The 24,341-nt window shown below is 61.7% G+C and carries 22 protein-coding genes; 11 read left to right on the top strand and 11 right to left on the bottom strand.

Annotation, left to right across the window (positions count from 1 at the left end):
• Positions 1-385: 385 nt before the first annotated feature.
• From GNZ13_RS07835 to gspG, 4 genes are all read right to left on the bottom strand, one after another.
• Positions 386-1,063, bottom strand: coding sequence for a PulJ/GspJ family protein (locus tag GNZ13_RS07835; protein WP_172162066.1), 678 nt, complete (start codon positions 1,061-1,063; stop codon positions 386-388).
• A complete protein-coding gene (gene gspI / locus GNZ13_RS07830) occupies positions 1,041-1,445 on the bottom strand; it encodes a type II secretion system minor pseudopilin GspI (protein ID WP_172162064.1) in 405 nt (134 codons plus the stop codon). Before gspI ends, GNZ13_RS07835 begins: the two co-directional genes overlap by 23 nt.
• A 1-nt stretch (position 1,446) precedes the next feature.
• Positions 1,447-2,016, bottom strand: a complete 570-nt coding sequence (locus tag GNZ13_RS07825) for a GspH/FimT family pseudopilin (protein ID WP_172162062.1) — start codon at positions 2,014-2,016, stop codon at positions 1,447-1,449.
• 146 nt (positions 2,017-2,162) lie between these two features.
• On the bottom strand, positions 2,163-2,627 hold the full coding sequence (gene gspG / locus GNZ13_RS07820) for a type II secretion system major pseudopilin GspG (protein ID WP_172162060.1): 465 nt from the start codon (positions 2,625-2,627) through the stop codon (positions 2,163-2,165).
• Between the two features lie 263 nt (positions 2,628-2,890).
• Here gspG and GNZ13_RS07815 point away from each other — a divergent pair, with 263 nt between their 5' ends.
• The gene (locus GNZ13_RS07815) at positions 2,891-3,304 is read left to right on the top strand and encodes a type II secretion system protein N (RefSeq protein WP_172162058.1); all 414 of its coding nucleotides are present in this window, start codon (positions 2,891-2,893) and stop codon (positions 3,302-3,304) included.
• Between the two features lie 144 nt (positions 3,305-3,448).
• Here the strand turns inward: GNZ13_RS07815 and gspF are convergent, their stop codons facing one another.
• The 3 genes from gspF to gspD are packed head-to-tail and all read right to left on the bottom strand — an operon-like array spanning position 3,449 to position 8,599.
• Positions 3,449-4,666 carry a type II secretion system inner membrane protein GspF gene (gene gspF / locus GNZ13_RS07810; RefSeq protein ID WP_172162056.1) on the bottom strand — a complete coding sequence of 406 codons (1,218 nt, stop codon included), beginning with the start codon at positions 4,664-4,666 and terminating at the stop codon, positions 3,449-3,451.
• A gap of 4 nt (positions 4,667-4,670) precedes the next feature.
• Positions 4,671-6,251 (bottom strand): type II secretion system ATPase GspE, encoded by a 1,581-nt coding sequence (gspE, locus tag GNZ13_RS07805; RefSeq protein WP_328807196.1) that lies wholly within the window; start codon positions 6,249-6,251, stop codon positions 4,671-4,673.
• On the bottom strand, positions 6,248-8,599 hold the full coding sequence (gspD, locus tag GNZ13_RS07800) for a type II secretion system secretin GspD (protein ID WP_172162054.1): 2,352 nt from the start codon (positions 8,597-8,599) through the stop codon (positions 6,248-6,250). The genes gspE and gspD overlap by 4 nt, the downstream gene beginning before the upstream one ends.
• Positions 8,600-9,125: 526 nt before the next feature.
• Between gspD and GNZ13_RS07795 the strand changes: the two genes are divergently transcribed.
• Both GNZ13_RS07795 and GNZ13_RS07790 read left to right on the top strand, forming a co-directional pair.
• On the top strand, positions 9,126-9,572 hold the full coding sequence (locus tag GNZ13_RS07795; protein WP_172162052.1) for a lytic transglycosylase domain-containing protein: 447 nt from the start codon (positions 9,126-9,128) through the stop codon (positions 9,570-9,572).
• A gap of 159 nt (positions 9,573-9,731) precedes the next feature.
• A complete protein-coding gene (locus tag GNZ13_RS07790; protein ID WP_172162050.1) occupies positions 9,732-11,030 on the top strand; it encodes a GTP-binding protein in 1,299 nt (432 codons plus the stop codon).
• 124 nt (positions 11,031-11,154) lie between these two features.
• Here GNZ13_RS07790 and GNZ13_RS07785 read toward each other — a convergent pair whose 3' ends face one another.
• Positions 11,155-11,433 (bottom strand): HU family DNA-binding protein, encoded by a 279-nt coding sequence (locus GNZ13_RS07785; RefSeq protein WP_006050811.1) that lies wholly within the window; start codon positions 11,431-11,433, stop codon positions 11,155-11,157.
• 416 nt (positions 11,434-11,849) lie between these two features.
• On the opposite strand from GNZ13_RS07785, the gene mnmC reads away from it, so the two are divergent.
• From mnmC to GNZ13_RS07750, 7 genes are all read left to right on the top strand, one after another.
• The gene (mnmC, locus tag GNZ13_RS07780; protein WP_172162048.1) at positions 11,850-13,817 is read left to right on the top strand and encodes a bifunctional tRNA (5-methylaminomethyl-2-thiouridine)(34)-methyltransferase MnmD/FAD-dependent 5-carboxymethylaminomethyl-2-thiouridine(34) oxidoreductase MnmC; all 1,968 of its coding nucleotides are present in this window, start codon (positions 11,850-11,852) and stop codon (positions 13,815-13,817) included.
• Positions 13,818-14,657: 840 nt separating this feature from the next.
• The gene (locus tag GNZ13_RS07775) at positions 14,658-15,863 is read left to right on the top strand and encodes a cation:proton antiporter (RefSeq protein ID WP_172162046.1); all 1,206 of its coding nucleotides are present in this window, start codon (positions 14,658-14,660) and stop codon (positions 15,861-15,863) included.
• Between the two features lie 142 nt (positions 15,864-16,005).
• On the top strand, positions 16,006-17,121 hold the full coding sequence (locus GNZ13_RS07770) for a YbdK family carboxylate-amine ligase (RefSeq protein ID WP_172162044.1): 1,116 nt from the start codon (positions 16,006-16,008) through the stop codon (positions 17,119-17,121).
• Between the two features lie 537 nt (positions 17,122-17,658).
• A complete protein-coding gene (locus GNZ13_RS07765; RefSeq protein ID WP_172162042.1) occupies positions 17,659-18,297 on the top strand; it encodes a MarR family winged helix-turn-helix transcriptional regulator in 639 nt (212 codons plus the stop codon).
• Between the two features lie 128 nt (positions 18,298-18,425).
• Positions 18,426-19,139 carry a glutamine amidotransferase gene (locus GNZ13_RS07760; RefSeq protein ID WP_172162040.1) on the top strand — a complete coding sequence of 238 codons (714 nt, stop codon included), beginning with the start codon at positions 18,426-18,428 and terminating at the stop codon, positions 19,137-19,139.
• Positions 19,140-19,212: 73 nt separating this feature from the next.
• Positions 19,213-20,325, top strand: coding sequence for an NADH:flavin oxidoreductase/NADH oxidase (locus GNZ13_RS07755; RefSeq protein WP_172162038.1), 1,113 nt, complete (start codon positions 19,213-19,215; stop codon positions 20,323-20,325).
• Between the two features lie 220 nt (positions 20,326-20,545).
• On the top strand, positions 20,546-21,070 hold the full coding sequence (locus GNZ13_RS07750; protein ID WP_172162036.1) for an SET domain-containing protein: 525 nt from the start codon (positions 20,546-20,548) through the stop codon (positions 21,068-21,070).
• Positions 21,071-21,132: 62 nt separating this feature from the next.
• Here GNZ13_RS07750 and GNZ13_RS07745 read toward each other — a convergent pair whose 3' ends face one another.
• Positions 21,133-22,635, bottom strand: coding sequence for a sensor histidine kinase (locus GNZ13_RS07745; RefSeq protein WP_172162024.1), 1,503 nt, complete (start codon positions 22,633-22,635; stop codon positions 21,133-21,135).
• A 143-nt stretch (positions 22,636-22,778) separates the two neighbouring features.
• Positions 22,779-23,465 (bottom strand): response regulator transcription factor, encoded by a 687-nt coding sequence (locus GNZ13_RS07740; RefSeq protein ID WP_028197606.1) that lies wholly within the window; start codon positions 23,463-23,465, stop codon positions 22,779-22,781.
• Positions 23,466-23,638: 173 nt separating this feature from the next.
• Here GNZ13_RS07740 and GNZ13_RS07735 point away from each other — a divergent pair, with 173 nt between their 5' ends.
• Complete coding sequence (locus GNZ13_RS07735; RefSeq protein ID WP_172162022.1) at positions 23,639-23,863, top strand: DUF3717 domain-containing protein; 225 nt, start codon at positions 23,639-23,641, stop codon at positions 23,861-23,863.
• Positions 23,864-23,957: 94 nt separating this feature from the next.
• On the opposite strand, the gene GNZ13_RS07730 is transcribed toward GNZ13_RS07735, so the two are convergent.
• On the bottom strand, positions 23,958-24,248 hold the full coding sequence (locus tag GNZ13_RS07730) for a 4a-hydroxytetrahydrobiopterin dehydratase (protein WP_172162020.1): 291 nt from the start codon (positions 24,246-24,248) through the stop codon (positions 23,958-23,960).
• Positions 24,249-24,341 lie beyond the last annotated feature (93 nt).

Here is a 24,341-nt window from a genome sequence, read left to right as displayed (position 1 = left end):
CCGCTCGGCGCGCGCAGCGCCGCCGGAACGGATGACTGCCTTGTCACTGATGCGAAGTGTGCGAGGGCACGGATTCCAGATGCACCACTACCGTTAGATGTGCGGGGGACCCGCTTAGCATTAGCGGTTTGAGCCGCTTTCTTTTGCCTACTTTTCTTTGCGGCGGCAAAGAAAAGTAGGTGCCTGCCCCGCACAGGGGCGACGCTAATAGACCGATAAGAAAACAAGGAAAGGCCAACGCCACAAGAGCGCAGACAAGCACGCCGAGCAGGCAAAGAACCGAACGAAAGGCACCGCCGCAGGCGCCCAGACACAAAGCGTCGCGGAGACAACAACAACACCGAAAACCCAGAGCGTCGCGGAGACAAAAAAGAGAACTTCATATTCATTCTCCGACGAGAAAAACCCGCGTAATAGACCGCGCCAACGACTTAGCCCCAACACTTACTTCCAGCCCAGTCACCGACCGCGGCAGCGGCGCATTCCCCAACTGGGGCACCTTCAAATTATTGTCGTTCTCCGTAATCGCACTCTGCACATCCTTCATCTGCGTGGTCCAGCCAACCTTCGGCACATAAAGACGAGCAGAAATAGCACCGACGCCCCCCATCAAAGGCACCGCCGTCCAGCCATCTCCCTCGCCAACGCGCAGCGCGCTCCGCAACTCGCCCACATTCGCCAACGGCGGCGACGCATACCGAACCACACGCCCCTCGGACACGCGATACCTCACCACCTGCAAACGCGGCGCCGTCCCCGGCAACACCATCTGCCGCACGATCTGCAGCACGCTGCCGCTGACCGACACTGCCGCCTGTCCGGACTCATCATCCGACGCGGCCTGGCGCGCGTCGATCCGCATCTGGTCGAATAGCTGCGCAAAGACGCGCTCGTCTTCCATCGCATTCGTAATCGTCTGCCGGCCGCGAATGATCTGGTCCAGCCCGCGCCACGACAGCACGGCAATCACCGCCATGATCGCAATCGCGACCAGCAACTCGATCAGCGTGAAACCACACGCGCCCGATCGGCCGCGGCGCTTAGAGCGAGCGGTTGTTTTCATTCGCGACCACCGTGACCATCTGGGCAAGATTGCCGGAACGCCCAGGCATCGTCACCACCACTTCGACTCGACGAAACACCGGATTCGGCGTCGCCGTCACTTGCTCGGTACAGATCAACTGCAAATTGCCCTGTGAGCAGTCAAAACTCGTCGAGCCGACATTCGGCCAGCCATGCGTCAAATGCAATTGCGCCAGCGTATTGTCCGCGCTCCATCCCGCCAGTAGCCGTTGATGCAAATCGGCTTCGCCGCTCGCCAGACTCCCGACCGCGCGCAACGACGCCGCCAATGCAATCGCAATGATCGCCAGCGCCACCAGCACTTCGATCATCGTAAAACCGCGCTGCGAAACGCGCGCTCCCATGTCCCTGCAACGACGCATCTCAGTGCACCTCATAGCGGCCATTGCCGGTGCCGACGATCGTCGCGCGCCCCGCCGCCGAAAACAGCGTGATCTGCACAGGCACGTCGATCGCTTCGGTGCCGAACACGACACGGCTCGGGTGCGAATCCGAGCCGGGGTAATCGATCGTGACGCCGGTCACACCACCTTCCCAGTTGCGCGGCCCGAGCAGATCGTCACGCAGCGGACGCCAGCCGTCTTCAGTGCGCAGATCGAAACGAAAGCCGCCGTCGAGCGGTTGCCATGCGATCGGCCGTGCGCGCACCTGGGCTTCGTCGCCGGCCGATTCGAACAGCAGCGCGAGACGCTGCGCTTCTTCGTTCAGATCGGTGCGCGGGTTGCGGGTCATCGTCAGCGCTGTCAGCGATACCAGAATGCCCGCGATCACCAGCACCACCATCATTTCCAGCAGCGTGAAACCCGCCGCACGCTTCGGGCGGCCTGCGCTGAAACCACGTGCGCCAGGCGCGCGCGCGCCGGCGCACGCCGTGCCCGGCAGCGGCGCCGTACACGGAGTGTCCACACGGGACTTGCAAGCGGACAGTCGCATAGTGCCGGCCACGAACGATCAACTAAAGATCAGAAAAACAATGAGTCGATAAGACGCGCGGTGGATCGCCAAAGAGCAGGGCGATCCGGCGCGCCCGACAATCAACGGCGCTTAATAAACTACTAAAAAACGACTGAACTACCAACCTACTGCCACGAACCTATGTCGGCGTCGTTGCCTTCGCCGCCCGCTTTACCGTCCGCGCCATAGCTGAACACGTCGATTTCGCCGTGCACGCCCGGGTTCAGATACTGATAGGTATTACCCCACGGATCGTTGGGCAGGCGTTCGAGGTAACCGCCATCCTTCCAGTTGTTCGGCACCGGATCCGTGGTCGGCTTTTCGATCAGCGAACGCAGGCCTTGCTCCTGAGTCGGATAACGGCCGTTGTCGAGACGGTAGAGTTTCAGCGCCTGCATCACCGTGCCGATGTCCTGCTTGGCGGCCACGCGCCGCGCTTCGTCCGGACGGCTCATGATTTTCGGCACGATCAACGCGGCCAGAATGCCCAGAATCGCGATCACGACCATGATTTCAATCAGCGTGAAACCGCGCTGACGACGGCTGCGCGGACCCGCGATTTCAATACGTCGAGTGGTCGACAGTTGCATAGCTTGCTACCTCTTTTCAGGTGAAATTTTCGATCGGGCGGGATTCGCGTGTCAGCCAATCAGGGTGCCATTGAACACGCCCGGCCGGTCATTTTAATGTCATGGTCTTGAAGGGTTGCGAGAAAACGCCGGGCCGCCCCAAGTTTTCGCTCCGCAGGAAGTCCCCTTGGGGGATCGCCTCCCCTCGGGGGCCTGGCGCGAAGCGCCAGGTTAGGGGCACTTTCCCCCAACGCAATTTTCACAATAGTCCGTACAATATGCGCATGAACGCCATTCAAATCCGCCTTCTGTCGCTCGCACTGTTCGCCGTGTTTTGCGCGACGCTGACCTACTGGGTCATCACGCTTTCCACGATGTCCGGCGCGCCGTTGCCCGCTGCCGCCGCCCATGCGCAGGTCTCGACCGAACAAGCTGCCACGCTGTTCGGCGGCCAACTCACCCGCAACGCCAACCAGGACGTGCATCTGTTCGGCATCCTCGCTTTGCGGGAAGGCGCCGCGGCCATCGTCAGCGTCGGCGGCGAACCGCCGCATGCGGTGTCGCTCGGCAGCGCGCTCATGCAAGGCGCCAAACTCTCCGAAGTCCGCGCCCGCTCGATCATCATCGACCGCAATGGCGCGCATTCCGAAGTGTTCCTGCCGACCAATCCGGCAGGTCCCACCATCTACGTGCGCTAACCCAGGCGTTCTGCCTGGCTTCAGCTGATCGCGCGGCCGCTGCATGCAGCCACCACAGCGGTTACCAACGTCGCTGTCACCGCAGTGGTCGCAGCGGTTGCCAAATTAACCGCTGCACCCGCGCAATCGAAGAACTTCTCCACCTTACTGCACCAGGTTGTTCAACTCGATGATCGGCAGCATCACCGCCAGCACGATCACCAGCACCACGCCCCCCATCGCCAGAATCAGCAACGGTTCGAGCAGACTCGTCAGGAACATCGTGCGACGCTCCAGCTCGCGTGCTTCGCCGTCGGCCGCGCGGTCGAGCATCGTCGTCACGTCGCCAGTCGCTTCACCCGAACGGATCAGGTGAACCAGCACCGGCGGAAAAGTCTTCGTATTGCCCAGCGCGCGCGACAGGGACGTGCCTTCGCGCACACGCACGATCGCATCGTCGATGTTCTCGCGCATCGCGTTGTTGCTGAGCGTTTCGGCGGCGGCTTGCAGCGCGCGCAGAATCGGCACGCCCGCTGCCGTCAGAATGCCTAGCGTGCTGGCAAAGCGCACCGTGTTGTAGCCGCGCACGAGTTTGCCGAGCAGCGGGGCGGTCAATAGCCATCGGTCGAAGGCGAGGCGCGGGCCGGGCTGCTTCAAAATCGAGCGCACCAGATACACCAGCACAACCACGCCGATCAGCATCGCCCACCACCAGTGCCGCACGAAACCGGACAGCGCCATCATCATGATGGTGAGGATCGGCAGTTGCTGTTTGGTGCTGGCGAACACGTTCACGACTTGCGGCACCACGTAGCTCAGCAGAAAAGTGACAATGCCGAACGCGATGAGGGTCACGATCGCCGGGTACGTGAACGCGAGCACGATCTTCTGCTTGAGCGCGTTGCGCTGCTCGATGTAGTCGGCCAGACGCGAGAGCACGAGGCCGAGCTTGCCGGTATGTTCACCGGCGGCCACCAGCGCGCGATAGATCTCGGGGAAGTCTTTAGGATGCTGCGTCAGCGCATTCGCGAGCGAATGGCCGCCGAGCACTTCGGCGCGAATCGACGCCATCAGCTCGCGAATGTAGTCGCGCTCCGATTGCTCGGTCAGCACCGAAAGCGCTTCGTCGAGCGGCAAGCCGGCGATCAGCAGACTGGCCAGTTGACGCGTGAGAATCGCCTGCTCGCGCTGCGACAAACGCCGTCCCAGCGACAAGCGCTGATTGCGCTCGCCACGTGTGCGCGTCGCGGCCGGTTCGACGACGAGTGGCGTCAGTCCTTGCGAACGCAGATTGGTCCGCGCGCCACGTGCGCTGTCCGCGTCGAGCACGCCTTTTTGCGCCTTGCCCGCCGCATCGATCGCTTCGAAACGAAATGCCGGCATGCGCTTATGCTCCGCCCGTCACACGGATCACTTCTTCGAGCGACGTCAGCCCGGAGGCGAGCCAGCGGTCCGAATCTTCGCGCAGCGTGCGCATGCCTTGCGCACGGCCCGAAGCAAGAATTTCCGCATCGGACGCATTGCGGTGGACCAGCGTGCGGATTTCGTCGTCGATCAGCAGCAGTTCGTATACGCCGCGCCGGCCCGCATAGCCGGACTGGCCGCACCTGTCGCAGCCAACCGGATGCCAGCGCACGCTGCCATCTTCTTCAACGCGTTCTTCGCGGCACACCGCGCACAAACGCCGCACCAGCCGCTGCGCCAGCACGCCGAGCAGCGACGACGCCAGCAGATACGGCTCGACGCCCATGTCCGTCAACCGGGTCACCGCGGATGCCGCGTCGTTCGTGTGCAACGTCGCCAGCACCAGGTGACCTGTGAGCGAGGCCTGCACCGCGATCTGCGCGGTTTCCAGGTCGCGAATTTCACCGATCATGATGACGTCCGGGTCCTGCCGCAGAATCGAGCGCAGCGCCCGCGCGAAGGTCATGCCGATCCGCTCGTTGACCTGCGTCTGGCCGATGCCGGACAGGTCGTATTCGATCGGGTCTTCGACCGTCATGATGTTGGTCGTCGCGGTTTCAAGCCGCGACATCGACGCGTACAGCGTGGTCGTCTTGCCCGAGCCGGTCGGGCCGGTCACCAGCACGATGCCGTGCGGTTTGCCGATCAGCTTGTCGAACTTGACGAGCGTATCGGGCGCCATGCCGAGCGCTTCGAGATTCAGGCGCGAGGCGTCCTTTTCCAGGAGACGCAGCACCGCGCGTTCGCCGTGACCGGTGGGCAGCGTCGAGACGCGCACGTCGACCGGGCGTCCGCCGACGCGCAGCGTGATCCGGCCGTCCTGCGGCAGACGCTTCTCGGCAATGTCGAGTTGCGCCATGATCTTGATCCGCGAGATCAACGCGCCGTGCAGCGCTTTCTTCGGACGCACGACGTCACGCAACGTGCCGTCGACGCGAAAGCGCACCACGGAAGAAGTCTCGAACGGCTCGATGTGAATATCGGAGGCCTGTTCACGCGCCGCTTGCGTGAGCAGCGCGTTGATCATGCGGATAATCGGCGCATCGTCTTCCGACTCAAGCAGATCCTCAACCTCGGGAATGTCCTGCATCAAACGCGACAGATCGACTTCGCCTTCCACTTCGCCGACCACCTGCGCCGCGCTGCCATCCTGGCGTGCGTAGGCCTGATTGATCGCCTGAGCCAGTTCGTCAGCCGGCACCCGCACCACGGACAACGCACCGAAGTTGCGCGCGACTTCGGCCAGCGCCGCATCGCTGGTGCGTTCGCTGATCCAGACTTCGAGGCTGTCGGGGTGCCGATGCGCGACCAGAATCTGGCCGCTGCGGGCGAAGCCGTAGGGCACGAGGCGCGCGGCAACCGCCGACGGCGCGATGCGTTCGGCGTGCTCCGCCACGACGGCGGGCGGAATCGCGGAGGCTTGGGCCGCTGCTTGCGTCGATGCACCGGCTCGCGCCGCTGCAGACGACGCAGAAGCTGACGGCGGCGTGGACGGCGTGCTCACGGCTGCGCTCCAGGCGATGCGGTGGACGGCGCCGGGGGTACCGGGTTGGTCTGCACGGCGCCGCCGGTCGTGACAGGGTTCGTCTGCACAGCACCGCCATTCGTGACCGGCGCCGGAGCGGAAACTGGCGGCGGCGCCATCTGCTGACGGCGCATCTGGTCGAGATTAAACAGGTTCATCGCGGGCGAACCGCCCTGGCTCGGGCCGATCGGCATCGGCGGAACCACCGGATCGTCCTTGTCCTTGATCAGGTTGTTGTCCGACTTGTACGCGCCCGTCACGCCTTGGACGTAGTCGTAGCGGTTCGATGTCACGGCCTGTGCGGTATCGCGATCGGTGATGATCACGGGGCGCAGGAACACCATCAGGTTGGTCTTCTGGCGGGTCTTCTGTTCCGAGCGGAACAACTGGCCGAGCCACGGGATATCGCCCAGCAGCGGCACCTTGCTGTTACTGACCTGATAGTTGTCCTGCATCAGGCCGCCCAGCACGATGATCTCGCCGTTATCGGCGAGCACCGTCGACTGGATCGAACGCTTGGTGAACTGCGGGCCGGACGGGTTGGTCGCCACGTTGGTCGTGCCGGTCACGATCGCCGAGTCTTCCGTGTAGAGCTGCAGCTTCAGGATGCCGCCGTCGGTGATCTGCGGCTTGATGTGGAGCGTCAGACCGACGTCGACACGGTCGAACGTATTGAACGCGTTGCCCGTGGTGCCGCTCGTGAGGTTCGAATACGAGCCCGTCTGAATCGGCACGTTCGTGCCGACAACGATCTTGGCTTCCTCGTTGTCGAGTGTGATCAGGTTAGGCGTCGACAGCACGTTCGCGTCGGCGGTCTGCGACAGCGCCTGCAGCAATGCGCCGAGCCCCTGCACACCGAAAATGTTATGCACCCAGCCAACGTTGAGCCCCTGCTGGATATTCTGGGTTGCGAGCGCCCCGGCAAGACCGCCGCTGGTGGTGGTCGCGGCGGCTATCGCGGCCGCCCCCGTCAGGTTGATGATGCTGTTGCCGGAGCCGGTCGCCAGATTCGTGCCGGCAAAGATCGAATTGTTCGCGACCTGCCACTGAATGCCGAGATTGGCGTTCGTGTTCGAGTTCAGCTCGACGATCAGCGCCTCGATATAGACCTGCGCGCGCCGCGCGTCGAGCTGGTCGATCACCGCCCGCAGGTTGCGGTACACCGGCTCGGCCGCCGTGATGATCAGCGAGTTGGTCGCAGCGTCCGCCTGGATCATGCCACCCGGCTGATTCTCGTCGCCCTTGTCCTTGTCGCCGCCGAGCAGGCCGCCGGAACCGGAGCCGCCGCTCGAGCCGTATGCTCCTCCGCCGCCGCCCATCGGCGAGGCCAGCGAACTACTGTTGAGTCCGCCCGACGGCAGCGGCGGCGTACCCGACGTGCCCGTCGAATTGCTGCCCAACCCGCCACCGCTGTTCTGGTTGAACGAATTCGCTTCGTTCGAGCCACCCGATGTGCCGGTTTCGCCGCCTTTGCCGAGCATCCCGCGCAAGGTCTTCGCGAGCTTCGTCGCGTCCGCGTTGCGCAGCGCCACGACGTGCATGTTGCCGGGCATGGAGGTCGGCGCGTCGAGTTCCTTCGCCAGTTGCCTGGCGGCCGCGAGCCGGCCGGCGTTCGAGGCGCGAATCAGCAGCGAGTTGGTGCGCGGGTCTGGGGTAATCGACACCTTCAGCGTCGCGTCGGTGCTACCGATCGCGCCGGGGTCGAGCATCTTGGTCAGTTGCGCGGCAATGTCGATCGCGTTCGCGTTCTTCAGCGGCACCACCGACACCGACTGGCCCGCGGCCGTATCGACACCCGCGATGATCTGCGCAATACGCCGCACGTTGTCGGCGTAATCGGTCACCACAATCGTGTTGTTGGCCGGGTAGGCCGCCACGGTATTGTTCGGCGAGATCAGCGGACGCAAGACCGGCAGCAGGTTATTGGCCGATTCGTTCTTCAGCACGAACACCTGCGTGACCACCTGATCGCCGCGCGCAACAGGTGCATTGCCGACGTAGGTCGGCACGCCTTGCAGCTTGGCATCGGCCTCAGGCACCACCTTCAGCACGCCGTGGTCCTGCACCAGCGCGAAACCCTGCATCCGCAAAGCGGATTGCAAGGTCTTCAGCGCCTGATCTTCAGGCACCGCATTTTCCGACACGAGGTTCAGCTGGCCCTTCACGCGCGGGTCGACGATGATCGTTTTGCCCGTTGCCGCCCCGATCGCCTTGGCTACCTGGTCGATATCGGCGTTCACGAAGTTGAGTGTCACCTGTGCCTGTGCTGTCTGCGCTGTGATCAATCCAGCCACCAGCAGCGCCGTTGCGACGCGACGCAATGCCATACGATTTCTTCTCATGGAATGTGGGATCGATGCCGACGGCCACAGCCGTCGACGGTCATGCAGTGCGAACATTCGAGCAGGCCGCCGCCCTGTCGGTCTGCCAGCCAGCCTCACGGGCGATCGATGCCCCGGATGCCGGACATCCAATGTCCAAAAAAAATGAACAGTAACAGTTTTTCATGTCGGATTTGTCACAAAACAAACGGCGCCGTGCGATTACTCTAAAGATCGTCACAAACTGTCAAACAATTGAAAGCAAATGCGCTTCTGTGCGCCGACCCTCAGAAACGCTTCGTTTTACGCTCGATTATGTCGGTTAGCCAACTTGACGCGTATCAGTCTGCCGGTATGATACGAGCCGTTCGAGGTACTGGTTGCGACTTGCCGACGCGGGTTTTCCCCGATGCCCGTCAAAGGCCCGGCCAGCGAGCCTCACCGGCATCCAGTGGCTGAAGTATGGCCGATGGATTGCCTTACTAAACCTTACCCTTGTGATTTGTTTAGTCGTCTTGACTGATCTGGACTGATGAAAAGAGCCTTCGTCACCGTCGCCGCAGGACTTGCCGTGCTGATCGCAGCAGGGCAGGCACGCGCCGATTGCTTTGACGAAGCGGCGAAGTATCAGAAGGTCAACCCATTGATTTTGCGCGCAATTGCGTGGCAGGAGTCACACAATCGGCCGGACGCGCAGCATAAGAACGCCAACGGCTCGACCGACTACGGCGTGATGCAGATCAATTCGATCCATCTGCCCGTACTCGCGCAATACGGCATCTCGCAAGGCACGCTGATGGAGCCCTGCAAGAACGTCTACATAGCGGCATGGCATCTGCGCCGCCAGATGAACAAGTACGGCAATACCTGGCAGGCGGTCGGCGCGTATCACTCCGAGACGCCGGCGCTGCGCGATAAGTATGCGATGCAGATCGCCGCGATCCTGCGCAGGTGGAATCTGATGCCGGCTGCACACTGACTCACGCGCTTCCCGATCTGGCCCGTCGCGCGGCCGTCACCCGTTTTGATGCACAATGCGGCTTCGTGCTGCCGTCGGTGTTCGGCCATCTTCTGGCCCCGGAGTCATGCGACCCCAAGCCCGGCACGCCTTCCAATCCTCTTGTCTTTCCGTACTGCGATGAACCAGCCGCTATTGCCCGTCACCGTGCTCTCCGGTTTTCTGGGCGCCGGCAAGACCACGCTCCTGAACCACATCCTCGCGAATCGCGCCGGTTTGCGCGTCGCGGTGATCGTCAACGATCTGGCCGCCGTCAATATCGATGCAACGCTCGTGCGCGACGCGGCCTCGCTCTCGCATGTCGAAGAGCAGCTCGTCGAGCTGTCGAACGGCTGCATCTGCTGCACGTTGCGCGACGACTTGCTGGTCGAGATCAAGCGGCTTGCCGGCGAAAAGCGCTTCGATGCGATCCTGATTGAGTCGACCGGCGTGGCCGAGCCGATGCCGATTGCCGAAACCTTCACCTTCGTCGACGACGAGGGCGCGTCGCTGTCCGATGTCGCGCGGCTCGATACGATGGTGACGGTGGTCGACGCGTTCAACTTCCTGCGCGACTACGGTTCAGCCGAGGCGCTCTCCGAACGGGGCATCGCCGCGACTGAAGAGGACGATCGAACGCTGGTCGAATTGCTGATCGAGCAGATTGAATTCTGCGACGTGCTGGTGGTGAACAAGGCCGATCTGGTGAGCGCGGATGAACTCACGCGTTTGCAGCGCATCCTCGCCCGCATCAATCCACGCGCAGTGCAGGTGGTGAGCCGTTTCGGCGAGGTACCGCTTGCCGAAGTGCTGAACACCGGGCGTTTCGATTTCGACGAGGCGTCGAGCGCACCGGGCTGGCTGGCGTCGCTCAATCACGAACATGAGCATGCCCATCACGGTGAAGCGGACGAATTCGGCATCGGCAATTTCATTTACCGCGCGCGGCGGCCGTTTCACCCGGAGCGCCTGTGGGCGCTGCTGCATCAGGAGTGGAAGGGCGTCTTGCGCAGCAAGGGCTTCTTCTGGCTCGCAACGCGTAACGACATCGCCGGTTCGCTGTCGCAGGCGGGTGGCGCTTGCCGGCATGGTCCGGCAGGGATGTGGTGGGCCGCTCAGGATCGCAGCGAATGGCCGTACGGCGATGACGAGCTAGCCGCCGAAATTGCCGCCGACTGGTACGGCGATCCGGACGATCTGAGCATCGGCGATCGTCGCCAGGAACTGGTGATGATCGGCGTCGGTATCGACCCGGCTGTCTGGAAAGCAAACTTCGACGCGTGCCTCGTGACCGATGAGGAATACGCGACGGGACCGCAAGCGTGGCAACAATTCGCCGATCCGTTCCCGGCATGGGACTTCGACGAAGACGACCATGACCATGATCATCATGACCACGACGGCCATGGCCACGGCGAAATCGTGCATCGTCACGATTGAGCTTGAGCGGCCTTTTCGCCTGGTGCCGAGTGTTTAGCCGCGACGCCCGTCGCGGCTAAAACAAAAATCGCAGACGAAAAAAAACCCGCCGTTGGCGGGTGTCAACTGCCAGGCAGTAATCTGCTTAGCGCTTGTTGACTGCGTCCTTGAACGCCTTACCAGCCGTGAACTTGACGGTCTTGGCGGCCGGGATCTTGATAGTCTCGCCGGTCTTGGGGTTACGACCCGTACGTGCTGCGCGCTTGCCCGAACCGAAGCTGCCGAAGCCGATCAACTGGACCGCGTCGCCCTTCGACACAGACTTCTTGATCACTTCAAGCAACGTGTCCAGCGTCTCACCGGTTTGAGCCTTGCTGGCGCCCGTCTGTCCTGCGACGGCGTCGATCAGTTCCTGTTTGTTCATTAAGGTTCCTTTCTGAGTTTAGGTTGACACGAACAGCGCGAACGCGCCGATTATACGTGCGCGGGCCGCGCCGTCGAGCAGCTGCGGCTCCGGATCCCCTCCGGACAAATAGCACCTGGCAGTTGACTGCCTGGCGGCCGTGCCGCCGCTCCCTTCGCGGCGCTTGCTATGATAGCGCAGCGCAAACCCAATCAGGACAAGGGTTTCGAAGAATTAAGCGCTTCCGGGGCCGATATCGAGGGGAAACCCTTCTTTTTCCTCTTCGCGGACCTCAATCGAAGGCTGAAACCCAGCATGGACGGGGCTTAGCGTTGGTTTTTGCCAACGCTACAGCGCGTCTTTTTCGCCGCCCGGCGAGTTGCGCGCGCTGGCGGTAACGTCTGACCCGCTCTTTCGAGCGTCAATTACCGCCGCGCATGACCGATCCGCTGATCCCCGCCGTCCTCGCGTTTCGCGACAACGGCACGCCTTTTTCGCCGTTCTACGACGACATCTATCACAGCGCCGTCGGCGGTCTCGAACAGGCTGAATACGTGTTCCTCCACGGCAATGGGTTGCCGCAGCGATGGCAGGGCCGCCGTGTCTTCACCGTGCTGGAAACCGGCTTCGGCATGGGCATCAACTTCCTGACGACATGGTCTGCCTGGCGAGCCGATCCGGCACGTTGCGAGCGCTTGCACTTCGTCTCGACTGAGAAGCATCCGTTTACTCAACCCGATTTGCGCAGCGTCTACGCGGCGACGATTTCAAATCCGGAGATTGCCGCACTGGCGGAAACGCTGGCCGCAGAATGGCCGATGCTCGTCCCCGGCACGCATCGGCTCGAATTCGAGGGCGGACGGATCACGCTGACGCTCGTGTTCGCCGACGCGGTGGACAGCTTGCCAGCCTTGAGGTTGCGCGCGGATGCGTTCTATCTCGACGGCTTCGCGCCAGCGAGGAACCCTGAAATGTGGACGCCCGCGATCTTCAAAGCGCTCGCTCGGCTGGCCGGCGAGGGCGCCACGTTCGCAACCTATAGCAGCGCCGGCGACATCAAACGTGCGTTGACGCAAAACGGCTTTGTGTACCAAAAAGTTGATGGCTTCGGCTGGAAACGCGCGATGCTGGTCGGCCATTTCGCGCCCCGCTGGCGCGTACGCCGCTATGAGCCGCCCGCGCCACTTCAAGTTGATGAACGACACGCGATCGTGATCGGCACCGGGCTCGCCGGCTGCGCGACGATCGAACGTCTGGCCTCGCGCGGCTGGCGCGTCACGTCGCTGGAGCGGCACGCGTCGGTGGCCCAGGATGCCTCGGGCAATCCGGCCGGCGTGTTCCATCCCATGATCTCGCGCGACGACAGTGTCGCTTCGCGCGTCACGCGTGCGGGCTTTCTCTACACGCTCAGGCGCTGGGCAGCGCTCGAACGGCTTGGTCACCACCCATTGCGCGGCGCTCCCGGCCTGTTGCAGATCGCCGCGGACGAAGAAGAAGCACGCTCGATGAGCGAAGCAATCGCGGCATTCGGTTACCCGTCTGAATACGTGACGCCCGTCTCGGTGAGCGAAGCACAAAGGCTTGCGGGCATGCCGCTCGCACGCAGCGGCTGGTTCTTTCCGCATGGCGGCTGGATCGACCCGACGTCGCTTTGCGCCGCGCAGTGCGCAGCGGCCGGCGGGCTGCTCGAACGCCGCTTCGGCGTGGACGTGGCGCGCCTCGAGCGATCCGGCAGTCAATGGACCGTCTTCGACGCAGCAGGGCAGGCCATTGCGCGCGCGCCGGTGGTCATTGTCGCGAGTGCACACGACGCCGCACGCATCGCCGGTTTGCAGCACGCACCGACCCGCAGCATCCGAGGCCAGTTGACTTTGCTGCCGCCGGGCACCGTCCCTTCGCTCGCTATGCCGGTGATCGGTGAAGGCTACGCAGTCCCACTCGCCGACGGCGTCACGCTGACCGGCGCTACCTACGAACTCGATGACCCTGACAACTCGCTGCGACCGGATGGCCATCTGGAAAACCTCGAGCGCGTCGCGCAGATGCTGCCGGCCTTTGACGGCATCGTCGAACCCGCGCGAGCGGCGGTGCTCGCCGGGCGCGTCGCGTTTCGCTGCGTCACGAGCGACCGGATGCCAATGATCGGCAACTTCGCCGACGAAGCCGCATCGACGCGCGACGCCCAGCGGTTGCGTGGCGCATGGCCGCTCGATTTGCCGCGCGTTGACGGCTTGTACGGTGCGTTCGCCTACGGGTCGCGCGGTCTGGTATGGGCAGCGCTGGGGGCCGAGTTGATCGCCTCGCAGATCGAAGGTGAGCCGTGGCCGCTCGAACGAGAGTTGGCCGAAGACATCGATCCGGCTCGCTTCCTCTTGCGCGCGTTGCGCCACGGCACAGCGGGTTGACCGCGCGCTGAACATCGGTGACGAGAAAAGTTATCCACTGAATCTTGTGGATAACAGCGCCGTTTACCGGCGCAACTCATGTGGAACCGTTGTGGACGTAAACGGGGTAACTTTGCTGCCGCCGAAAATCGCGAAAAGTTACCCTTGTATACCCGCCGCTGCCGCACACGCTGTGCATCCTGTTATGCGAGCTGCAACCCGATGAATTGATTCGGTAAACAGAGGTTATCCACAGAAAACGAGGCACCTTGTTAACTGTTACTACGTATACATACAGTAAACCTGTAAACAGAAGAGCCGTCTCGAGATCGACCGCGATCGTCACCCCCGAACCGCCGACAATGGGTAGAAAACACCGTCGAATGTGTCCCGAAAAACACACCTGCAACGTTGAGTCTGTACCCTATGAGAGCCCGACCCGCTTTTAAAACGGTCGCTTTTTCCTCAACTTGCGAAGATAACGTACGTTTTACCGTTTTACCTGCATGTTCCTGTCTTTTCGGTCAAGTCTGAAAAAGCTATGGCACAATCGCCGTTCTTTTCCGCGTCGTGCCTCGCCTCTGGCGGCACGCGCTCTAACGGAACGGCGCCGCTCAATCAGAATCTGATTCAAAGTCGACGGCGTTCTTTCACCGTGCCGTGCCGGTTGCTACGGCCGCACTCCAGAATGCGCCGCGCTCACAGTGGCTACGGCGTGTTCAGATCATCCGATCGTTGAAAACTCGCAACGCGGGTCACGCGAAGCGATCGCGACAGTGAGCGCCTAATGCGTTCACCCGCTCGCCGGTGTCCGCGCCGGTTCGTGTCGTCTGCCGTTGCTGCCAAGGAGAACCCATCACAATGAAGTCGGCGTTTTCATTTTTCCCAGCCTGGCCACTCACACCCGACGCGATTTTTTGGGCTGGTCTTGCCTTGCTCGCCGCCGGTCTGTGCGGTGAGCTTTGCTATCGCGCATGGCATTTGCCGCGCATTTCCGGATATGCGGTCATCGGTCTGGTAGCGGGCGCAGCCGGTTTCGGCGTGATCGACGCGGAATCCGCGAGCGCCGCGCGGCCGTTGCTCGATGTGGCGCTCGGTTTGTTGTTATTTGAACTGGGCAGCCGGCTCGATCTGCGCTGGATTCGCCGCAATCCTTGGTTGATTCTCTCGAGCGTCGCCGAAGCCACGCTGACGTTCGCGCTGGTTTTGCCGGTTTTGTTGTTCCTGAAGGTGCCGCTGATGGTGGCAACGGTGCTCGCCGCGATTGCCATGGCGACTTCGCCGGCGATGGTGATTCAGCTCAAAACCGAACTGCGCGCGGAAGGTCAGGTTACCCAACGTTTGTTGACCCTAACCGCGCTGAACAGCATGTACGCGGTGGTAATCGAAAAGCTCGTCTCGAGCTGGTTGCATCAGGAGGTTTACGGCAACGTATACGCCACGATTCTGCAGCCGCTGTATCTGCTAGCCGGCTCGCTCGTACTGGCCTATCTGCTCGCGCGCACTTGCACGTTTTTTTATCGCCGTCTGAACATGCAGGACGAGCATTCGTTCGTCGCGTTGTTCGGCCTCGTGCTGCTGGCCATTGCGGTGGCGCATGTGTTCAAGCTGTCGACGATTCTCGCACTGCTGGCCGCGGGCATCATCGTGAAGAATCATGAAGCGCGTCCGCAGTTGTGGCCACAGCATTTCGGCACGGCCGGCTGGTTGTTGACCGTGATTCTTTTCGTGCTGACACTGACTTCATTCGAATGGAAAGACATCGGGCTTGGCGGTGTCGCGGCGCTGGGCCTGATTGTTGCGCGTCTGGTTGCGAAACTGGTGGGCGTGATGGCCTTCGCCAAGCCGAGCGGTTTGAACTGGAAGCAGGGCATGGCCCTCGGTTTGTCGCTATCGCCCATGTCAGCGCTTGCGTACCTGCTCGTCGACGATACCTACAACCTTTATCCGAATTTCGATCCGCAGTTGCGCGCCATCGTGATGTGTTCGATTTTCGTGCTGCAGATTCTTGGGCCGTGGCTCGTGTATCGCAGCCTGGCGCTGGTGGCCGAACGGCGCGAAGAGTAAGCGCGTACCGGTGCTGGATGCTTCAGGCGCTTGATTTGCGCGCTTTATCCAACTTATTCGATTCAAAACCGGCCGGGTGTGTGACACAGACATGTGACGCAGGCATGTGACACGCACCGGCCGACCTGACTCAGGGGACGCCATGTCACTCGAACCTTTCATCGATTCGAAACCGTTCACTTTCGGTGTCGAACTCGAGATGCAGATCGTGAATACGCACGACTATGATCTGACCAAAGCCGGCTCGGATCTGATGCGTCTCATCAAAGATGAAAAAATCCCCGGCAACATCACGCCGGAAATCACTGAAAGCATGATCGAGTTGTCGACCGGTATCTGCACGACGCATGAACAGGCCGTTGCTGATTTGCGCACGATCCGCGACACGCTGGTTTCCGCGGCCGACCGTCTGAACGTCGGCTTGTGCGGCGGCGGCACGCACGCATTCCAGCAATGGAGTGAAAGGCAGATCGTCGATACACCGCGCTTTCAGTATATTTCAGAGTTGTACGGCTACCTTGCCAAGCAATTTACGGTGTTCGGCCAGCACGTGCACATCGGCTGTCCGGATCCGAACAGCGCGCTGTATCTGCTGCATTCCATGTCGCGCTTCATTCCGCATTTCATCGCGTTGTCCGCTTCGTCGCCGTTCGTACAAGGTGTCGACACCGGTTTTCATTCGGCACGACTGAATTCCGTGTTCGCGTTCCCGCTGTCGGGCCGTGCGCCGTTCGTGTTGACGTGGGACAGCTTCGAGGAATACTTCTCGAAGATGGTCCACACGGGTGTGGTCAACAGCATGAAGGATTTTTACTGGGACATCCGGCCGAAGCCCGGTTTTGGCACGATCGAAGTACGCGTGATGGATACGCCGTTTTCCGTGGATCGCGCCGCGGCGATTGCCTGCTACATCCAGACGCTGGCACGGCATCTGTTGCTCGACAAGCCGATCACGCCGAAGGAAGACGATTACCTCGTCTACACGTTCAACCGTTTCGAGGCATGCCGCTTCGGTCTGGCCGGCAACTGCATCGATCCGCAAACGAGCGAACGTAAGACGATTTCCGAAGACATCCTCGAAACGCTGGATCTGATTGCACCGCACGCCGAAGCATTGGGTTCGGGCAACGCGCTCGCCGAAATCGGTGCGATTGCACGCGGTCAGATCAATGACGCGACCTGGCTGCGCGGCGTCTTCGAGCGGGAAAAGTCGTTGCACGAAGCCGTAAGGCAGCAGTGTCTGCAATGGCGAGCCTAGCCGGATACAGGATTGCTTACGTTAAACCGTAAGGAAGACCCGCTTCGTGCGGGTTTTTTTTCGTAAATAAATTTCCAGCTCGGGGGCCTTCAGGTTTTTAAAAAGTTTACGTATACAAACGTAGTAGTAGTTAACAAGCATTGCATCTGCCTGTGGACAACTGAATAATTCCCTGCAAAGTCAAAGTGCTATGTAAACTACAACTAGGCTGATCCGAGGCGCATCGGCGCCGGTAAACGAGGACAACTTCGGTAAGGATAGGGGTGGCAAGTGGCTTATCAAGAATCGACACACACGCCATCCCCGGTGTTTTCCCATGGTTATCCACAGCTTACGTTGGATAACTTAGCTGTACGATTGGCCGGTCTCGCATAGAATGTCGTTTTCGCTGCCTTTGACTTACAAGGCGGTAAATTTTTGAGATAGTAGAAACCGTCTCGTCTGCTGTTGGGCGAGGCTACCCCACACAGGCTATGGGCGTGTTCGGCAGCGGTTTGTCGACATCGCACGCAAGCTTTAATAAACCAAACGAAGACTATGAGCGAAGGCGTATACGGAGAACAGGCAACCGGGCGAGTAACCCACAGCCTATTGCGATTGAGCACGGCCATGCGGAGCCAGGCTTGGGAATGGGCGGAAGGCGCAGGCCTTACGCCGACCCAAGGCGAAATCCTGGTCTTGCTGATGCAGCGTAAAGGCCCGATGCGTCTTGGGGAAATTGCCCGGGAAACGGCGCTGACCGCCGCGACCACCAGCGATGCCGTGAGCACGCTTGAGACCAAAGGCCTGGTCGAAAAACGCCGTGCCCTCGACGACGGCCGCGCCCTTGCGGTCCGTCTGACGGCGCGTGGCCGCACCGCCGCGAAGCGCGCTGCGCAATGGCCGGACTTCCTGGCCAAAGCGGTCGGCACGCTGCGCGACGAAGAGCAGACGCTGTTCTATCGCACGCTGCTCAAGACCATCCACCAGCTGGAAGCGCAAGGCACGATTCCGCCGCACCGCATGTGCCTGAGTTGCGCGCACCTCGAGCCGAGCAAGAATCCGAAGAAGACGCCGCATCACTGCGCGCTGCTCAATATGAACATGTCGGATACGGATCTGCGTCTCGATTGCTCGGTGTACGAAGCGGCCGACGTCGCCACCCAAAAGAAGACCTGGAAGATCTTCGCCCAATAAGGCGGCGGCTTCCGGGACAATCCGCTACACTGCCAAGCCGTGTTCCGGCGGGCGGCAATTGCCGTCTGCCGGCCGGTTCGGGCCGCGTAGCGGCAAGTCTTTAGTCAACCTGAAGGTGGGACAGGCTGATGAATCGCGAAGTTCTGGCCATTCGCCATGTGCACTTCGAGGATCTGGGCAGTCTTGAACTGGAGCTCGGCGAGCGTGGTCGCCCGGTGCGTTATCTCGATGTCGGCCTTGCCCGTATCGGAGCGCCGAACCCGGTTGCCGCATCGCTCATGGTCGTACTCGGCGGCCCGATCAGTGCAACCGACGACGCGCTTTACCCTACGCTCGTCCCGTTGCTGTCCATGATCGAAAAGCGCATTGCCGCCGGCTTGCCGACGCTCGGCATCTGCCTCGGCGCGCAACTGATCGCGCGTGCGCTCGGTGCGCGCGTCTATCCCGCAGGCCATACCGAACTCGGCTGGACACCGCTGACGCTCACCGATGCCGGCCGCGCTTCTCCGGTGCGTCATCTGGATGGCGCGCACACGTCGATGCTGCATTGGCACGGCGACACCTTCGATCTGCCCGACAACGCCACACGTCTCGCCTCGACGCCTGCCTGCGAAAACCAGGCGTTCGCTTGGGGCGGCCACGTGCTGGGTCTGCAATGTCATCCGGAGATTCGCGCTGACCGGTTCGAGCCCTGGCTGATCGGTAACGCGGGTGAAATTGCCGGCCACGGTATCGACGCACGCCAGTTGCGCGCCGAGACTGCACAGTTTGGTCCAGCGCTGGAAGCTGCCGCGCGCCGGATGTTCGGCGAGTGGCTCGATCAGGTCGAGCCGAAACCCTGATCTGCGCGTGCCTGCAGACAATCACCCGCGGTGCTATGCTCGTTCGCTCTTGGGTTTTTACTGGGCGTAATCCATGAGCGCGCTTTTTTCTCCGCTCACGCTGCGTAGCGTGACGCTTCCCAATCGTATCGTCGTCTCCCCAATGTGCCAGTATTCCGCCGAACGTGGCGAGGCTACCGCGTGGCACATGATCCATCTCGGCAGTCTCGCGTTATCCGGCGCAGGCATGTTGTGCATCGAGGCGACCTCCGTCGAACCGGATGGCCGTATTACACCGGGCGATCTCGGACTGTGGGACGACGCCATCGAAGCCGCACTCAAGCCGATCCTGGCCGCGATCCGTAAGCATTCGCCGATTCGCGTCACGATGCAGTTGGCGCATGCGGGGCGCAAGGCGTCGAGTCATGTGCCTTGGGAAGGCGGTCAACTGATTCCGGTATCGCAAGGCGGGTGGCTGCCGCATGCGCCGTCGGCGTTGCCGCACAAAGCAGGCGAGGAGCCGCCGCTCGCGCTCGACATACCGGCTTTGAACCGGATTCGCGAAGCGTTCGCGGCTTCCGCGCGCCGCGCCGCGCGCCTCGGCGTCGATGCACTGGAAGTGCACGCGGCGCACGGTTATCTGCTGCATCAGTTCCTGTCGCCGATCGCCAATCAACGCAGCGACAACTACGGCGGTTCGCTAGAAAACCGCATGCGCTTTCCGCTCGAAATCTTCGACATCGTGCGCGCCGCGTTTCCCGCCGATAAACCGGTTGGTGTGCGTGTCTCGGCCACCGACTGGGTCGAAGGCGGCTGGACGCTCGAGGACACGATCGCGTTCGCGCAGCAGTTGAAAAAGCGCGGCTGCGACTGGATCGACGTGTCGTCAGGGGGTGTCTCGCCGTTGCAGAAGATTCCGCTTGAGCCGGGCTATCAGATTCCTTTCGCGAGGGCCGTCAAGCATGCAACGGGCCTCACTACCATCGGCGTGGGCCTGATTACCGATCCGCTGCATGCCGAACAACTCATCGAAGAGGGTGATGCCGATCTGATTGCGATGGCCCGCGCGTTGCTGTACAACCCGCGCTGGCCGTGGCATGCCGCAGCGCAACTCGGCGCGACGGTCGAAGCGCCGCCGCAGTACTGGCGTTCGCAACCGCGCGACCAAAAGGCCCTGTTCGGCGAGATTTCGTTTGGACAACGGTGAACCTGCCCATGCGCCGTGTGCGTACACGTCTTTTTGACGGTTGAAGGAAGCCGTCTTGAGCGTGTAGGATGCCGGATGTGGCGCATGAGCGTCGCAAGTCGACGCGGCGCTCGCAAGGCGCCGCGTTTGCTATCCGCGTCAGAAAAAGCAACGCGTTAGACGCGGGCATTTCTGGCGGCTGCCGGATCTTCACCCCCAGTTCTTCACAAGGATTCATTCAATGAGTTCACGCAGGATCGCCGTGCGCCGTTCGGGTGTGCACGGCAAAGGCGTGTTTGCCATCGAGCCGATTGCGGCGGGCGAGCGGCTGATCGAATACAAGGGTGAGCGGATCTCCTGGAAAGAAGCGTTGCGCCGTCATCCGCATAATCCGGACGAACCGAATCACACGTTTTACTTCGCGCTCGATAGCGGCAAGGTGATCGACGGCAAAGTGGACGGCAACAGCGCGCGCTGGATCAACCATTCATGCGCGCCGAACTGCGAAGCCGAGGAGATCGACGGTCACGTGTACGTGCACGCGCTGCGCGACATCGCCGAAGGTGAGGAAGTCTTTTACGACTATGGCCTCGTCATCGACGCGCGCCAGACCCAGAAGCTCAAGAAGGAATACGAATGCCGTTGCGGCGCGCGCAAGTGCCGCGGCACGATGCTGGCGCCGCCGGAGAGAGAGAAGGGCGCTTCCAAGTCCGACAAGACGGTGAAGAAGGCGAAAACGCCGGCGAAAAAAGCGAAGAAGAAATGAAACACGGGTTGCCAGAGTTGAACTCAAGGCAGCCCGTGGCGACGCATTGACCCACTGCAGAGTCACATATCGATCGGCGCCGAGTGCGCCGATTTCTTTGCCGGACGCCGGGTCTCGGGATCGACGTCGTGCTGAACGCTGATCGGCATAAGCGGAATACGCACGATAAAGCGCGCACCGCCTTCCGGCGCATCTTCGTAATGCACGCTGCCGTGATGCAGCACCATGATGTCGTGGACGATCGCGAGACCGAGACCGGCGCCGCTATCCACACCGGCTTCGCTCTGACCGTCGCCGCGGAAAAACCGTTTGAATAGATCGGCTTGCTGCGTGAGCGGCACGCCCGGCCCATTGTCTTCCACGATGATCTCGGCCATGCGCACCTCGTCGATCACGGTTTGCGACACCGTCACGGTGATGCGGCCGCCATCGAAACGCGAAGGCGGCACGTACTTGAGCGCGTTATCCAACAGATTGGCGATAACTTCATGCAGCAGTACCGGATTGCCGCGCACCATCAGCGGATGATCGTTGGCCGGGTCGTCGAGTCGCTGGAAGCCGAGGTCGACGTGGAAGGTCAACGCCCGTGGCACCCATTCCGCTCCTGTATCGAACGCGAGCGCGGCCATATCCACATTGACGAAACGTGCCGCCTGTTCACCCGGCTCGGCGCGCGCAAGCGAAAGCAACTGGTTCGACAGCCGCACGGCGCGGTCGGCCGCTGCGCGCAGTTCACGGACCGCAGCGAGCGTCTGCTGCGGATCACGCGCGACGGCGGCCTGTTCCGCATGCAGCTTGACGGCGGTGAGCGGCGTGCGCAGCTGATGTGCGGCGTCGGCGATAAATTTGCGCTGGCCGTCGAGGGCGGTTTTCAGACGATCAAGCAGCGCGTTCAGGGCGCCGGTGAGCGGCCGGATTTCAACTGGCACATAGGTCTCGTCCACCGGTTCGAGCGATGTGTGGGTTTGCCGGTTCAGCGAGTCCGCGAGATCGGTGAGCGGATTGAGCTGTTGATTGACGACACGCCACACGATCACCCAGCCCGCCAGCAGCAGCAACAGCAGCGGCATCATGATCGCGACCAGAAACTCGGCGGCGATGCGAAAACGGTGATGCACCGGCTGACCGACTTCGACGACGATCGGATTGCCGTTCGGCTGATCGACGCGCACTTGGGCCACGCGTACCGTCACGCCTTCGTGTTGCGTTTCGAAGACGTACGCGTAATGCATGCGCCGCACGCTGGTGCCCTGCAGCGGCAGATTGTGGTCGCCGGCGATTTCGGTTTCGCCGTTGCTGATCCGATAGACGAGTTGCTCGACCGGATCGGAGAACATGGCCTGCGCGAGCGGCGGCACCGTCACCTGGGCGTCAGGGCCGGCTATCTGGATCTGTTTGGAGATCGCGGTGGCGAGATCGGCGAGCGATCGGTCAACCACGTGCTGCGTGTACTGCCACGCCAGCCAGTAAGCGATCAGGCCGCTCATCAGTGCGAGCAGTGAAAGGGGAGCAGCGAGGCGCCGCAGCAGCGTGCGGCGCAGACTATTGGCGGCCGGCTGGGGCATGATCGAACGCGCGGGAAAGTGGCAACGGCGTAAACCACCGTGGCGCCGTGAAAATTCGCCGGAAGCCGGTGAATTGCACACCGAGTGCGCGGCGCCGGCCCGGCGCTGTCAGGCCGCAACACAGCGTGCGGCCCTTGCGACGATTATGCGGCCTGGCGGATTTCCTGCAACAGGTAACCGAAGCCACGCACCGTGACGATTTCGACACGGCAGTTTTCGAGCTTTTTACGTACCCGGTGCACATAGACTTCAATCGCGGTATCGCCGAGATCGCCGCCGAAGTGCGTCAAATGGTCTTGCAGCTGAGCCTTGCTGACCACGCGGCCGTGGCGCAGCAGCAGCATTTCGAGTACCGCGAATTCGCGCGGCGACAGTTCTAGCGGCTTATCGTCGTTGAAAATGCGGCGATCGACGCCCGACAAACGTACACCGCCCAGTGACACTTCCGGGCGCGGCATGTCGCCGTGCGGGCCGCTGCGGCGCATCACGGCGCGGATGCGCGCTTCGAGTTCGGTGGGTTCGAATGGCTTCAGCATGTAGTCGTCCGCGCCGGAATTCAGGCCTTGCACGCGGTCGTTCAACTCGTCGCGCGCGGTGAGGATGATCACCGGCGTGTGGCGATTGCTCTGGCGAAAGCGCGCCAGCAGCGTCATGCCGTCGATACCGGGCAGGCCCAGATCGAGGATCACAAGCTCATGGCGGTTTTGGGTGAGGGCCTGTTCGGCGAAAATGCCGTCATGGACCATGTCGACGGTGAAGCCGGCTTGTTCGAGACTACTTTGGATGCCGCGTGCGATGGGGCGGTCATCTTCGATCAGAAGGAGTCGCATGGATTTCGCTCAAGTACAATGGTTTTAGGCGTTTGGGCAAGCGGTTCGCCGGGGCGCCTGCTGCACAGGCAGCGTGCCGCGTGGCCGTGCCGAACTGGCACCAGGCTCCCACGAGGCAGCTATCGAGCAGCCGTGAAGTAGCCCGAAAGCAGCCACCGAGTGATCACGAAGTCATGTCCGATATAACGATTCACGAACTGGAAGCCGCGATCAACTTCTGGCGCGCCCGCTCACCTTCGAGCGGCGACGAACTCGTTCTGTGCAAGGAGGCAAGCGCGCTCTCCAAGCCGTATGCGCTGATGATTGTACAGCGTCAGCAGACGCTATCACCGGATCGTTTGGACGGGATCGCCAAGCAAGCGTGGGATTCTTACGTGCGCCTTAATACTACCCTGTAGAACTGAAGGTTTGGGCACCAGATTGCCTGCAATGCCCTTTCATTATCGTCAAATTGTTCGATACAGGGTGCATCGAGGCACCTGATCGCTTGTATTACGCCGTAATACTATCGATAAATCGGGCCAGTTTGATGTCCCGCTCCGTCAAGCCATTGGCCTCGTGCGTCGACAGCGTGATCTCCACCTTGTTGTACACGTTGAACCATTCCGGGTGGTGATTCATCTCCTGCGCCTTGATCGCCACGCGCGTCATAAAGCCGAATGCTTCGTTGAAGTCGGCGAACTTGAAGTGGCGCTGGATCGCGTCGCGGCCCGCCACGGCTTGCCAGCCACGCAGCTCCGTAACCTGCGTGGCGCGTTCTTCGGAAGTCAGTTTGTTAATCATGGTGCTACCTCATTGATCTGAACAGGCGCGCCGGTGGGCGTGCGTATCCGCTATTTTTTCACGGATGCCGCGAGCCTGCTGGCGGCCTGTTCA

The sequence above is a fragment of the Paraburkholderia elongata genome, from assembly GCF_013177735.1.
Taxonomy (GTDB): Bacteria; Pseudomonadota; Gammaproteobacteria; order Burkholderiales; family Burkholderiaceae; genus Paraburkholderia; species Paraburkholderia elongata.
This window is presented reverse-complemented; position numbering and strand designations above follow the sequence as displayed.

What these genes read in the sequence shown, in the direction of transcription:
- GNZ13_RS07750 (WP_172162036.1), top strand. Translation starts at nt 20,546, where the DNA reads ATGAGTTCACGCAGGATCGCCGTGCGCCGTTCGGGTGTGCACGGCAAA.
- GNZ13_RS07785 (WP_006050811.1), bottom strand. Translation starts at nt 11,433, where the DNA reads ATGAACAAACAGGAACTGATCGACGCCGTCGCAGGACAGACGGGCGCC.
- GNZ13_RS07795 (WP_172162052.1), top strand. Translation starts at nt 9,126, where the DNA reads ATGAAAAGAGCCTTCGTCACCGTCGCCGCAGGACTTGCCGTGCTGATC.
- GNZ13_RS07775 (WP_172162046.1), top strand. Translation starts at nt 14,658, where the DNA reads ATGAAGTCGGCGTTTTCATTTTTCCCAGCCTGGCCACTCACACCCGAC.
- GNZ13_RS07760 (WP_172162040.1), top strand. Translation starts at nt 18,426, where the DNA reads ATGAATCGCGAAGTTCTGGCCATTCGCCATGTGCACTTCGAGGATCTG.
- GNZ13_RS07835 (WP_172162066.1), bottom strand. Translation starts at nt 1,063, where the DNA reads ATGAAAACAACCGCTCGCTCTAAGCGCCGCGGCCGATCGGGCGCGTGT.
- GNZ13_RS07770 (WP_172162044.1), top strand. Translation starts at nt 16,006, where the DNA reads ATGTCACTCGAACCTTTCATCGATTCGAAACCGTTCACTTTCGGTGTC.
- mnmC (WP_172162048.1), top strand. Translation starts at nt 11,850, where the DNA reads ATGACCGATCCGCTGATCCCCGCCGTCCTCGCGTTTCGCGACAACGGC.
- GNZ13_RS07735 (WP_172162022.1), top strand. Translation starts at nt 23,639, where the DNA reads ATGTCCGATATAACGATTCACGAACTGGAAGCCGCGATCAACTTCTGG.
- GNZ13_RS07730 (WP_172162020.1), bottom strand. Translation starts at nt 24,248, where the DNA reads ATGATTAACAAACTGACTTCCGAAGAACGCGCCACGCAGGTTACGGAG.
- gspG (WP_172162060.1), bottom strand. Translation starts at nt 2,627, where the DNA reads ATGCAACTGTCGACCACTCGACGTATTGAAATCGCGGGTCCGCGCAGC.
- gspD (WP_172162054.1), bottom strand. Translation starts at nt 8,599, where the DNA reads ATGGCATTGCGTCGCGTCGCAACGGCGCTGCTGGTGGCTGGATTGATC.
- GNZ13_RS07745 (WP_172162024.1), bottom strand. Translation starts at nt 22,635, where the DNA reads ATGCCCCAGCCGGCCGCCAATAGTCTGCGCCGCACGCTGCTGCGGCGC.
- gspI (WP_172162064.1), bottom strand. Translation starts at nt 1,445, where the DNA reads ATGCGTCGTTGCAGGGACATGGGAGCGCGCGTTTCGCAGCGCGGTTTT.
- gspF (WP_172162056.1), bottom strand. Translation starts at nt 4,666, where the DNA reads ATGCCGGCATTTCGTTTCGAAGCGATCGATGCGGCGGGCAAGGCGCAA.
- GNZ13_RS07815 (WP_172162058.1), top strand. Translation starts at nt 2,891, where the DNA reads ATGAACGCCATTCAAATCCGCCTTCTGTCGCTCGCACTGTTCGCCGTG.
- GNZ13_RS07755 (WP_172162038.1), top strand. Translation starts at nt 19,213, where the DNA reads ATGAGCGCGCTTTTTTCTCCGCTCACGCTGCGTAGCGTGACGCTTCCC.
- GNZ13_RS07825 (WP_172162062.1), bottom strand. Translation starts at nt 2,016, where the DNA reads ATGCGACTGTCCGCTTGCAAGTCCCGTGTGGACACTCCGTGTACGGCG.
- GNZ13_RS07765 (WP_172162042.1), top strand. Translation starts at nt 17,659, where the DNA reads ATGAGCGAAGGCGTATACGGAGAACAGGCAACCGGGCGAGTAACCCAC.
- GNZ13_RS07740 (WP_028197606.1), bottom strand. Translation starts at nt 23,465, where the DNA reads ATGCGACTCCTTCTGATCGAAGATGACCGCCCCATCGCACGCGGCATC.
- GNZ13_RS07790 (WP_172162050.1), top strand. Translation starts at nt 9,732, where the DNA reads ATGAACCAGCCGCTATTGCCCGTCACCGTGCTCTCCGGTTTTCTGGGC.